The 12,129-nt window shown below is 36.0% G+C and carries 11 protein-coding genes; 7 read left to right on the forward strand and 4 right to left on the reverse strand.

Annotated elements, in window-relative coordinates; translation table 11 throughout:
- Positions 1–8: 8 nt before the first annotated feature.
- From recF to dnaA, 4 genes are all read right to left on the reverse strand, one after another.
- On the reverse strand, positions 9–1,127 hold the full coding sequence (gene recF, locus ACWPVE_RS09100) for a DNA replication/repair protein RecF (protein ID WP_453992615.1): 1,119 nt from the start codon (positions 1,125–1,127) through the stop codon (positions 9–11).
- Between the two features lie 48 nt (positions 1,128–1,175).
- Positions 1,176–1,394: a S4 domain-containing protein YaaA gene (gene yaaA / locus ACWPVE_RS09105; protein WP_453992617.1), complete on the reverse strand. Its 219-nt coding sequence runs from the start codon at positions 1,392–1,394 to the stop codon at positions 1,176–1,178.
- A gap of 140 nt (positions 1,395–1,534) precedes the next feature.
- On the reverse strand, positions 1,535–2,671 hold the full coding sequence (gene dnaN, locus ACWPVE_RS09110; RefSeq protein ID WP_453992619.1) for a DNA polymerase III subunit beta: 1,137 nt from the start codon (positions 2,669–2,671) through the stop codon (positions 1,535–1,537).
- 250 nt (positions 2,672–2,921) lie between these two features.
- Positions 2,922–4,268: a chromosomal replication initiator protein DnaA gene (gene dnaA / locus ACWPVE_RS09115; protein ID WP_453992621.1), complete on the reverse strand. Its 1,347-nt coding sequence runs from the start codon at positions 4,266–4,268 to the stop codon at positions 2,922–2,924.
- 1,048 nt (positions 4,269–5,316) lie between these two features.
- Here dnaA and rpmH point away from each other — a divergent pair.
- The 7 genes from rpmH (at position 5,317) to rsmG (ending at position 12,027) form a co-directional block, all read left to right on the forward strand.
- Positions 5,317–5,451 (forward strand): 50S ribosomal protein L34, encoded by a 135-nt coding sequence (rpmH, locus tag ACWPVE_RS09120; RefSeq protein WP_453992623.1) that lies wholly within the window; start codon positions 5,317–5,319, stop codon positions 5,449–5,451.
- A gap of 134 nt (positions 5,452–5,585) precedes the next feature.
- On the forward strand, positions 5,586–5,924 hold the full coding sequence (gene rnpA, locus ACWPVE_RS09125) for a ribonuclease P protein component (protein WP_453992625.1): 339 nt from the start codon (positions 5,586–5,588) through the stop codon (positions 5,922–5,924).
- A gap of 147 nt (positions 5,925–6,071) precedes the next feature.
- On the forward strand, positions 6,072–6,845 hold the full coding sequence (gene spoIIIJ, locus ACWPVE_RS09130; RefSeq protein WP_453992626.1) for a YidC family membrane integrase SpoIIIJ: 774 nt from the start codon (positions 6,072–6,074) through the stop codon (positions 6,843–6,845).
- Complete coding sequence (gene jag, locus ACWPVE_RS09135) at positions 6,842–7,462, forward strand: RNA-binding cell elongation regulator Jag/EloR (RefSeq protein WP_453992628.1); 621 nt, start codon at positions 6,842–6,844, stop codon at positions 7,460–7,462. Before spoIIIJ ends, jag begins: the two co-directional genes overlap by 4 nt.
- Before the next feature lie 461 nt (positions 7,463–7,923).
- Positions 7,924–9,300 carry a tRNA uridine-5-carboxymethylaminomethyl(34) synthesis GTPase MnmE gene (gene mnmE, locus ACWPVE_RS09140; protein WP_453992630.1) on the forward strand — a complete coding sequence of 459 codons (1,377 nt, stop codon included), beginning with the start codon at positions 7,924–7,926 and terminating at the stop codon, positions 9,298–9,300.
- A 111-nt stretch (positions 9,301–9,411) separates the two neighbouring features.
- The gene (mnmG, locus tag ACWPVE_RS09145; RefSeq protein WP_453992632.1) at positions 9,412–11,295 is read left to right on the forward strand and encodes a tRNA uridine-5-carboxymethylaminomethyl(34) synthesis enzyme MnmG; all 1,884 of its coding nucleotides are present in this window, start codon (positions 9,412–9,414) and stop codon (positions 11,293–11,295) included.
- A 15-nt stretch (positions 11,296–11,310) separates the two neighbouring features.
- Entirely contained in the window at positions 11,311–12,027 is a 717-nt protein-coding gene (rsmG, locus tag ACWPVE_RS09150) for a 16S rRNA (guanine(527)-N(7))-methyltransferase RsmG (RefSeq protein ID WP_453992634.1), read from the forward strand.
- Positions 12,028–12,129: the final 102 nt, after the last annotated feature.

A 12,129-nucleotide genomic window follows, 5' to 3' on the forward strand; every position in this document is an offset into this window, starting at 1 on the left:
TCATCACCTCATTTTAGCTTTGTTATGCTGCCTGCAGAAACGGTATACGTTGCAGCCTGCATCAATGTCTCATGATTAATCCCCTCTACGCTTGTTGTTGTCACAAAAGTTTGTACTTTACCTTGAATTGTATTTAATAAATGGGACTGTCTAAAATCATCCAGTTCCGAAAGAACATCATCTAACAACAGAATCGGGTATTCGCCAATTTCCGAATGAATTAATTCTATTTCTGCTAACTTTAAAGATAAGGCAGTCGTACGTTGCTGGCCTTGGGATCCGAATGTCTGAACATCCTTTCCATTTACAAAGAATGTAAGGTCATCCCGGTGTGGACCCGCTAATGTAACACCTCTTTCAACTTCCCTTTCTCTTATTTTAGCAAATTTTTCGTCATATACATCTACCATTTTCGACAAATCAGCGGTTTCTAATACCTCAATTGATGGTTTATATTCAATTCGTAGCGTTTCTAATCCCCTACTGATTCCATGGTGGATAGGCTCAGCCCATTTTTGTAATAAGGCGAGAAATTCAAAGCGCTTTTTGACAATTTTCGCACCTGACTGAATTAATTGTGAAGTTAACACATCAAGCATGGTTTGATCGTGTTGTTTTTTTGTTTGAAGTTGCTTTAAATAATGATTCCGTTGTTGGAGAATTTTTTGATATTGGCTTAAGTCGTGTAAATAAACAGCCGAAACTTGACCAATTTCCATATCAATAAATCGTCTTCTCACTTGTGGACTTCCCTTTACAAGATTCAAATCCTCTGGTGCAAACATAACAACGTTCATATTTCCTACATATTGGCTCAGTTTTTGCTGCTCCAAATGGTTGCTCTTTGCTTTTTTACCCTTTTTAGAGATAACAAGTTGTAAAGATAGGGGGCCGTTCCTTTTTTGAACCCTACCCTCTATTTTAGCATATTCTCCTTCCCAGCGAATCAAATCTTTATCATTTGAGGTGCGATGTGACTTTGCCATCGCTAAAACATAGATGGATTCCATCACATTTGTCTTGCCCTGTGCATTTTCGCCCAAGATGACATTCACTTTATCTTCAAATTCAATTGATGTTTTTTCATAGTTACGATAATTGGTCAGTTCAATTTCTTCAATGAACAATTGGCTTCACCCTTTACACACAAGTGCGAGGGGTAAAACCCTCGCTGCTTAAGCATTTGTTATAACAAACGTTCCAAAGCCAGGAATGTCTACTACATCCTTACTTATTAGCTTTTTCCCACGGCGATTTTCTAACTCTCCATTCACATAGACTTCATGTTCACCTAGAAACCATTTTGCCATACCGCCTGTTTGAATAACATCTGCTAGCTTCAAAAATTGTCCTAATGTAATAAAGTCTGTCGAAATTTCTATTTCTTTTGCCATTATTTTCGCCTTCTTTCTTTTATTTTACTAAAGAAATCCTAACTAGAAAAGAAAACTACTAGGTTTATTCCACCTAGTAGTTTTTAGTCCCTTACGAAGTAGGTCACAAAATAGTCGTTACTGCTGTTCACTATTCAAAATTAGTACGTACGTACCGGAAGAATCAGGTGAAGGACAGTGTCGTCATCTAGTCCGTTTATAACAAATGGTCTCATTGCACCTGTAAATTTAATGCGGATCTCAGAACTTTCTAACGCTTTTAATGCGTCCATCATATATTTTGCACTAAAAGAAATCTTTAATTCCTCACCATCTATAGATTTACTTTGAATTTCCTCATTTACCTTTCCAATTTCAGGAGAAGTGGATGAAATTTCAACTACTCCATCAGGTAATGTTGAAAATTTAACAACATTGTTATTCGCTTCTCTTGCAAGGAGTGAGGCACGGTCGATTGATTGTAAAAATTCTTTCGTGGCTAAAACTACCTCTGTTTTACTTTCATTAGGGATAAGTCTTGTTGTGTCTGGATAGCTGCCATCTAACAAACGAGAAAAGAATAATAAATGTTTTGTCTTAAAAAGAACCTGATTTTCCGTAATAACGATATCAACTAAATCAGTTGAATCATCAAGTATTTTACTTAATTCATTTAAGCTTTTACCTGGAACAACAGCATTGTATGACCCAGTATTTTCTGTTTCGATATGTGCTGTGCGCATTGCCAACCGATGACTATCAGTTGCAATACAATGTAGTGTATTATTTTCTACCTTCCAATTTACTCCAGTAAGAATAGGACGTGTTTCGGAAGTTGAAACAGCAAATACAGTTTGACGAATGAGATTTTTTAATAGATCTGCTGGAATTTGAAACCCATGATTTTCTTCAATTTGAGGTAATTGTGGATATTCATCAGCATCTAAACCATTTAAATTAAATTCTGCTTTTCCAGAACGAATAATTGTTAATAGATTAGATTGAACCTCAATTTCAACAGTATCCTTAGGAAGCTTCTTGACAATCTCACTAAAGAATCGAGCTTGTAACACGATACTACCTTGTTCTTTAATTTCAACAATTTCATCCCCAGATTCTTCTATAGGGATAAAAGACTCGATAGAAATATCAGAATCACTACCTGTAAGAGTTACACCTTCATTTGTTGCAACAATTTTTATACCGGTTAAGATCGGAATGGTCGTTTTTGAAGATACAGCTTTCATGACATCTTGAACACTTCGTACAAGATAATCTCTTTGAATGATAAATTTCATCAAAAAACCTCCTAAAGATTGTTCTATTTTGAAATGCACCTGAATATGCTTATTAATTATATATATTTTTTAAAAGAAAAAATCGTAGAAGTACTAGTAGGCCTTGTGAATATGTGGATAACCGAATCGAAGCAAATGAAAACAGTCTATCCACATGTGGACAGACTGTGCGCAACAACAAAGAAGTTATTCACAGTATTCACGTTACCAAGTACTTGTCCAAATTAAAAGATGAAATGTACGATCTATATTAGCCTTTTAATTGGGTAATAATTTCATCTATTTGTTTTTGTAATTGTGTGTCTGTTTTTAATAGGTTCGTGATTTTTTCATGGGCATGAATGACAGTTGTATGGTCACGCCCTCCAAATTCCTCACCAATTTTAGGTAGTGAAGAATCAGTTAGTTCCCTTGAAAGATACATTGCAATTTGGCGAGGAAATGCAATTGATTTTGTTCGCTTTTTTGCTTTGAAATCTTCAAGTTTGACACTAAAGTGCTGCCCAACAGCTTTTTGGATCTCAAAAATGGTAATCACTTTTGGTCTAGAACTTGGGATAATATCCTTTAACGCTTCTGCAGCAAGATCTGCATTTATATCTTTATTAATAAGCGATGAATAGGCAACGATACGAATAAGCGCACCTTCAAGCTCACGAATATTCGTATTGATTTGGTTCGCGATATATAGCATGACTTCATTCGGAATATCAAGTCCCTCTGCTTTAGCCTTTTTGCGTAAAATCGCAATTCTCGTTTCAAGGTCTGGAGGGGTAATATCTGTAATCAATCCCCATTCAAAGCGAGAACGAAGTCTATCCTCTAAAGTTGGAATCTCCTTCGGCGGTCTATCACTTGAAATGACGATTTGTTTACTTTCCTCGTGTAAGGTATTAAAAGTATGGAAAAATTCTTCTTGAGTTGATTCTTTTCCAGCTAGGAACTGAATATCATCTATAAGTAAGATGTCTACATTTCTGTATTTATTTCTAAATTCGACAGCCTTGTTATCTCGTATAGAGTTAATAAATTCATTAGTGAATTTCTCTGATGAAAGGTATACAACCTTGGCATTTGGATTATGTTCCTGTACATAATGGCCAATAGAATGCATTAGATGCGTTTTTCCTAAACCAACGCCACCATAAAGAAAGAGTGGATTATAGGCTTTCGCTGGTGCTTCTGCAACGGCTAATGATGCAGCATGAGCAAATCGATTGCCAGAGCCAATTACAAATGTATCGAATGTGTATTTTTGATTTAGCATATTTTGAGAGAACTCAACTGGTTCATCTTGTTTCGCTGTCTTTTTCTCTGGCTTTTTCAATTCGAATTCTTCGTCTAATTGATTTTGAGGAATGATAAATTTGATTCCGAGTTCTGCACCAGTTAGATCATAAATCGTCTCTGCAATCAAATGCAGATATCTAGATTCAAGCCAATCTCTAGCAAACTCATTGGGAGCGGTAATAATAAGTGTATCGTTTTGTAGGGCATGGGCTTTTGTTGATTTTAACCATGTTTCAAAGCTTGGCTTACTTAATTTTTTCTCAATCTCTTTGAGTGCTTTGTCCCACAAATCAGCAATATTCTCCAACAATCTCCCTCCTTTGTTCGTTTTTTTATTTATATATTTGTTTGTAAGGTATTAATCGTTATCACGTTAAATGTATAAAAATAAGTTATTATGCAGTAGTTTTTCGTTAAATGAATACAAGTTAATAAATATACATTCTAGATAATTTGTGAATAAATATATAATATAGTAGAATAACGACTTTTCGACATAATCCACTGGTTGTGGACAATTATTCATTCACATTGTGAAAAAACCTATCCACACGATATCCACATTCTGTGGATAAACGAATAATGTTGATAACTTATTACGAGTGAAAACAAAATAATAATATCAGATTATGACTAGATAATCAATGGTTTTTGAAAACTTATCCACAATATCTATACCTTGTGGAAAAATATTATCCACAACACAAGATGATGTGTAAAACATGTCGATAAATGTTGTGGATTAAAAAAACTGTCGAAAAAAGTTGTCCACAAGATAGAAAAGCTGAAACGTCTCGCTCAGAAATGAGGAAACTGGAGGCTCCGACAAAGAGGCGTTTTTTGCCTCTGCCAGAGGAGGTGAAGTTTCCCGAATTTCTAGACGTTGAAGCTGGACAGATAGAAAAGCTGAAACGTCTTGTTCAGAAACGAGAAAATTGGCCAACTTAAAGCGCCACGTCCTGTGGCAAAGTTGGCACTAGCCCGTCCTGTGCGTCGGAAGATCCGATTCAGTGGCGATCTTTGCCACTGAAGGTGGATATTTTCCCCCGAACCTTTAGAAGTTGAGGCTAAGGTAGTAAAATAAAAACGGTAACGCGTTGCTAAAAATATGGGGAACTATCCACTTAGTTTCGTGTCCTATATGTAGAAGGAGATAAAATTTGCGCTAAAATTGGACAAACTAGAAACTGTAGGTCGCTATTTCTAGACCTCAACTTATTTTTTCTGATTTAAAAATTCTTATCCAAAATATAGTATTCCAAATTAGGTTGACATTTTTTACGGGTTTTCACTATAATTAGTAAGACTGTCTAATGTGTAAATTGAGAGTTAATTCCTCAGGGAGGTGTCATATAATGAAAAGAACATATCAACCAAGCAAGCGTAAGCATAGCAAAGTTCACGGATTCCGTAGTCGCATGAGCACTAAAAACGGACGTAAAGTTCTTGCTCGTCGTCGTAGAAAAGGAAGAAAAGTATTATCAGCATAGGCCACTGAAATGTCAGTGGTCTTTTTTTCAATAAAAAGGTTTAATTCAATTTTCCTTATGCCCATACTAGTCAAAGGGAAAGTGAAGATCATCATAGAAATGGAACGGTTGTATGAGTACGGGAGTTGTAAGAAATGAAAAAAGAATACCGTATTAAAAAAAATCAAGATTTTCAAACAGTGTTTAAATCGGGAAAATCTTCAGCGAATCGACAATTTGTCGTCTACGTTCTAGAAAAAGAAGGACAAGAACATTTTCGAATTGGATTATCTGTTAGTAAAAAACTTGGAAACGCTGTTACAAGGAATCGCATTAAACGCTTAATTCGTCAATTCTTTTTAGAGCATAAGACACAGGTTAAAGAGAGGGATTATGTCATTATTGCGAGAAAGCCAGTAGTAGAAATGAGTTATGAAGAAGTAAAGAAAAGTCTCCTTCATGTCTTAAAGATTGCAAGGGTGTTAAAAAAGTAGAAAAATTATAGATGTTTTTCCTCTGTTATGAAGAAATTTTTATATAAAAATGGTAGAATACAAAGGACATATTGAATTTATTACGAATAGATATGTTATGAAATAAATATTTACCTTGAAGATATTTAAAACTGGGAGGAAATGTAGTTGAAAAGGCGAATATTATTATTTAGTGCGCTAATTGGTGTAGTTCTGCTTTTATCAGGTTGTACCGAGATCAATGAACCAATTACCGCTGAAAGTGAAGGAGTATGGAATAAATATTTTGTTTATCCATTATCTTGGCTTATTACATATTTTGCTGAACTATTAGGCGAAAACTATGGTTTAGCGATTATTATTGTAACATTATTAATCCGATTTGCGATATTACCATTAATGATTAAACAAACAAAAAGCTCAAAGGCTATGCAAGCCATTCAACCTGAGATGAAGGCACTTCGTGAAAAATATAGTTCAAAAGACCAAGCAACACAACAAAAGTTGCAGCAAGAAACGATGCAATTATTCCAAAAGCACGGTGTTAATCCATTAGCGGGATGTTTCCCATTAATCATTCAAATGCCGATCTTAATTGGATTCTACCATGCGATAATGAGAACTAGTGAAATTGCAAATCATAATTTCTTATGGTTTGATTTAGGTGACTCAGATCCCTACTTTATTCTACCTTTGGTTGCGGGTGTAACAACGTTCATCCAGCAAAAAATTACGATGATTGGCATGGATAATAATCCTCAAATGGCCATGATGTTGTGGTTAATGCCAATTATGATTGTTATATTTGCGATCAGCTTCCCAGCTGCCTTATCTTTATACTGGGTAGTTGGTAATATCTTTATGATTGTTCAAACGTTCTTAATTAAAGGTCCAGATATTAGAGCTGCTAAGTCTGGAAATGCGGGAGGAGCCAAAAAGTGAAACAAGTAACTGCTACAGGGCAAACCGTCGATGAAGCAGTAGAGTCAGCTTTAGCTCAACTCAATACAACTAGAGACCGCACCGATATTCAAATCATCGATGAGGGTAAAAAAGGTATTTTTGGGATTTTCGGAACAAAACCAGCTGTTGTGAAAGTAACGGTGAAAATTGACCCAGTAGAAGAGGCACAAAAGTTTTTAGAAAAGGTTGTTTCATCTATGGGTGTACCAGCAAAATTAGATGTAACACGGAATGGAAAAAATGTTACATTTCAATTATCAGGTGAAAAAATGGCTATTTTAATTGGGAAAAGGGGCCAAACTTTAAATTCACTTCAATACTTAACACAGTTAGTAGCAAATCGACATTCAGATCAATATTTGAACATCCTGGTGGATGCTGAAAACTATCGAGGACGCCGTGAAGAAACCTTGATTCAACTAGCTGAAAGACTTGCAGATAAGGTAAGTCGAACAAGGCAGGATGTGAAATTGGAGCCGATGCCTTCCTATGAAAGAAAGGTTATCCATACGGCACTTGCTAATCATAAAAAGGTAAAAACATCTTCAAGTGGTTCTGATCCAAACCGTCATATTGTGATTACTCCAGTAGAATAAAAATCATTAAGCCTAGGCAACTGCCTAGGCTTTTTTGTTGCTGAAAATGGAGGCATTCAGCCTTGTAAGTAATTCATATTTTACTTTCTAATGATAGCAGCCTAGCTGGACTTCAGCAGTGAGATTGTTTTCAAAAGCTAATTTGAGGTCTAGCAAATCTATCTAGCAAGTAGATGAAGAAGGTGTTCTTTTAATAGAACAAGTTGTTATAGTACAGGTTTTTGGTTATTTCTTAGGTGAACAAAAAAGTTCTATTATTGTTATTCACATGTGGATAAGATAAAATGGAGTATGGTTTGTTTTGGGGAACAAGAGAGTGTTATCCTTGTGGGTAAACTGGTAATACTAATTATAAAAGTATTTATAAGTTATTCACAGGTTTATTTTTAAGGTAAAAATAGTACTTGAAATAAATAAAGAAGAGTTAACTTGAATGTTGATATATTAAAGAAGGTGAAAAAATGGAGTTTGATACTATAGCAGCCATCTCAACTCCAATGGGAGAAGGAGCAATTGCAATTGTCCGGTTAAGTGGGGATGAAGCAATTGAAATTGCGAACCGAGTATTTAAAGGGAAAGACTTGAAAAAAGTCGATTCACATACGATTCATTATGGACATATTGTAGATCCAGATACGAACCAAATCATAGAGGAAGTAATGCTAACCTTGATGAGGGGACCTAAGACTTTTACGAGAGAAGATATCGTTGAAATCAACTGCCACGGTGGACTAGTATCCGTTAATCGAGTTCTACAGCTTGTACTTACAAATGGAGCAAGACTAGCAGAACCAGGCGAATTTACCAAGCGTGCATTCTTAAATGGTCGTATTGACCTCTCTCAGGCAGAAGCAGTCATGGATTTAATACGTGCAAAGACTGACCGTGCGATGAACGTTGCGATTGGTCAAATGGAAGGGAAATTGTCCACTCTGATCAATCGTTTACGTCAAGAATTACTTGAAACGTTAGCCCATATTGAGGTGAATATTGATTATCCAGAGTATGATGACGTCGAGGAAATGACTCATCGTGTCCTGCTTGAAAAGTGTGGGAAGGTTCGAAACGAAATCATCAAACTTTTAGAAACCTCAAATCAAGGAAAAATTTTACGAGAGGGTTTATCTACTGTTATTATAGGTAGGCCGAATGTTGGAAAGTCCTCTCTATTAAACAGTCTTGTTCAGGAAAATAAGGCCATTGTGACTGATATTCCTGGTACGACTCGTGATGTGATTGAGGAGTACGTCAATGTTCGAGGTGTTCCTCTTCGTCTTGTTGATACAGCGGGTATCCGTGAAACGGAAGATATTGTGGAGCGCATTGGAGTAGAGCGTTCACGTGAAGTTTTGAAAAAAGCTGATTTGATATTACTTGTACTAAACTATGGCGACGAATTAACGGAAGAGGACGAACGTTTATTTGAGGCAGTTTCAGGAATGGAAACCATTGTCATCATTAATAAGACAGACCTTCCGCAAAAAATAAATATGGAGAAAGTGAAGGATCTAGCAAAAGGCAATCCAGTTGTAACTACCTCTTTACTAGAGGAAAAAGGAATTGATGATCTAGAAGAAGCGATTTCTTCATTGTTTTTTACTGGAACTGTTGAGGCAAATGATTTAACATATGTTTCTAACTCTCGTCATATTGCTTTGTTAACGCAAGCGAAGAAGTCAATTGAAGATGCCATTTCAGGTGCTGAATCAGATCTTCCAATCGATATGGTTCAAATTGATTTAACGCGTACATGGGAACTTTTAGGGGAAATCATTGGAGATGCTGTACACGAAAACTTAATTAATCAGTTATTCTCACAATTTTGTTTAGGTAAATAGACATAAATGTGGATGAAAAAGGACTTCCAAGGTTTTTCTAAAAAAGAATAGACTAAAATGTGTCCATTTTCACCCGTTTTTTGAACATCCTATAAAGAGGAGGAAATACCATTGAGCTTTGATGCCGGTTATTATGATGTAATCGTGATTGGGGCAGGGCATGCTGGTTGTGAAGCAGGCTTAGCTTCTGCTCGTCTAGGAGCGAAAACCCTCATGATTACGATAAATTTAGATATGGTTGCGTTTATGCCATGTAATCCATCATTAGGAGGTCCTGCAAAGGGAACGGTTGTCCGTGAGATTGATGCCTTAGGTGGAGAAATGGCGAAAAATATTGATAAAACACATATTCAAATGAGAATGTTAAACACTGGGAAAGGACCTGCAGTCCGTGCCTTACGTGCACAAGCAGACAAGTTTTCCTACCAACATGAGATGAAAAAGACATTAGAAAATGAAGAGAATTTAACGCTTGTTCAAGGGATGGTTGAGCGTTTAATTGTTGAGGACGATGTATGTAAAGGTGTTATTACTAAAACTGGGGCAACCTATCATGCCAAAACAGTAATTATTACCACAGGTACATTTTTACGTGGAGAAATCATTATTGGTGAATTAAAATACTCAAGTGGCCCTAATAATCAACAGCCATCTATTCAATTATCTGAGCATCTTGAGGAATTAGGTTTCCAATTAGTTCGTTTTAAGACAGGTACACCGCCTCGTGTCAATAGTCATACGATTGACTATAGTAAAACGGAAATACAACCTGGTGACGATACACCTCGTGCATTTTCATATGAAACGACTAAATACATCACTGACCAGCTTCCATGTTGGTTAACATACACAAGTCCAGAAACACATCAAATTATCGATTCTAATTTACACCGTTCTCCAATGTATTCTGGAATGATAAAGGGAAGTGGTCCACGCTACTGTCCTTCAATTGAAGATAAGGTCGTTCGATTCCATGACAAGCCAAGACATCAAATCTTCCTTGAGCCAGAAGGGCGAAATACTCAAGAAGTCTATGTTCAAGGGCTATCCACAAGTCTACCTGAAGATGTCCAACATCAATTAATTGCATCTGTTCCAGGACTTGAAAATGCGCAAATGATGAGGCCAGGATATGCAATTGAATATGATGCCATAGTTGCGACTCAGCTTTGGCCAACATTGGAAACAAAAAAGATTAAAAATCTATACACAGCAGGCCAAATTAATGGAACATCTGGGTATGAAGAAGCGGCAGCTCAAGGAATTATGGCAGGTATAAATGCAGGACGTCGTGCTTTAGGGAAAGATGAGGTTATTTTAAGTCGATCTGATGCTTATATTGGGGTATTAATTGATGACCTAGTAACCAAAGGGACTGCTGAGCCTTACCGTTTATTAACATCACGTGCTGAATATCGTTTACTTCTTCGACATGATAATGCAGATTTACGTTTAACTGAAATTGGTCATAAAATTGGGTTAATTCCTGAAGATCGTTATCAAAAATTCTTGAATAAAAAGGCAGCTATTGAACAAGAAATGGAACGTTTAAAAGGGATTAGAATTAAACCAACAGCTGAAGTTCAGGAACTCATCCGTTCGGTTGGTGGAAGTGAATTGAAGGATGGAATTTTAGCAAGCGACTTACTAAAACGACCTGAAATGACGTATGAACATATCAAGCAATTGGCTCCAAGTGATCAAGAGATTCATCCTGATGTAGCAGAGCAAATTGAAATTCAAATTAAGTATGAGGGATATATTCAGAAATCATTACAACAAGTAGATAAATTAAAACGTATGGAAGACAAGAAAATTCCAGAAAACATTGATTATGATGCAATTTCTGGTTTGGCGAACGAAGCGAGAGCGAATTTAAAAGAGGTACATCCTTTATCAATTGCTCAAGCTTCAAGGATTTCAGGTGTAAATCCAGCTGATATTTCAATTCTTCTCGTTTATTTAGAACAAGGGAAGATTGCCCGAGTAAATTAAGGGAAGGAAACAAATATGGATATTTCATTATTTACAACTTTGTTGGAGGAGAAGGGGATCTCTCTTTCTCCAACCCAACTTAACCAATTTGAAACATATTACAAACTATTAGTTGAATGGAATGAAAAAATGAATCTGACGGCAATTACAGAAAAGCCCGAAGTTTATTTAAAACATTTTTATGATTCTATTTCGGCTGCATTTTATTTTGATTTTTCAAGAGAAGCTTCAATTTGTGATGTAGGAGCGGGTGCTGGATTCCCAAGTATCCCCCTTAAAATTTGTTTTCCGCATTTAAAAATCTCGATTGTAGATTCTTTGCAAAAAAGAATTACTTTCCTTGAGGAGCTTTCAAAGGAATTAAAGCTTGAAGATATGACATTTTATCATGACAGAGCCGAAACCTTTGGCCAAAAAGCTGAAATTCGTGAATCCTTTGATATTGTAATGGCAAGAGCGGTTGCAAGAATGTCAGTATTAAGCGAATTATGTCTACCACTTGTAAAGGTAAATGGGACATTTATTGCTATGAAAGCTGCATCCGTTGCTGAAGAGTTAGAGGATGGAAAGAAAGCTATTGCAACACTAGGTGGAAGTGTTAGTAATGTACACCACTTTTTATTACCGTTAGAAAATAGTGATCGAAACATCGTTATCATCGATAAGAAAAAAACTACACCAAAAAAATACCCTCGTAAACCAGGGACACCAAATCGTTCACCAATAAAATAATTTTATGGTGAGCGATTTTATTTCATTCATAAACTTGCATATTTGCCTAAACCATATGATTTAGTAGAAAGATAGTAAGATTTTTGTAAAATCCATGTTATA

Source organism: Bacillus nitroreducens (assembly GCF_964021195.1).

What these genes read in the sequence shown, in the direction of transcription:
- yaaA (WP_453992617.1), bottom strand. Translation starts at nt 1,394, where the DNA reads ATGGCAAAAGAAATAGAAATTTCGACAGACTTTATTACATTAGGACAA.
- dnaN (WP_453992619.1), bottom strand. Translation starts at nt 2,671, where the DNA reads ATGAAATTTATCATTCAAAGAGATTATCTTGTACGAAGTGTTCAAGAT.
- rpmH (WP_453992623.1), top strand. Translation starts at nt 5,317, where the DNA reads ATGAAAAGAACATATCAACCAAGCAAGCGTAAGCATAGCAAAGTTCAC.
- rnpA (WP_453992625.1), top strand. Translation starts at nt 5,586, where the DNA reads ATGAAAAAAGAATACCGTATTAAAAAAAATCAAGATTTTCAAACAGTG.
- mnmE (WP_453992630.1), top strand. Translation starts at nt 7,924, where the DNA reads ATGGAGTTTGATACTATAGCAGCCATCTCAACTCCAATGGGAGAAGGA.
- rsmG (WP_453992634.1), top strand. Translation starts at nt 11,311, where the DNA reads ATGGATATTTCATTATTTACAACTTTGTTGGAGGAGAAGGGGATCTCT.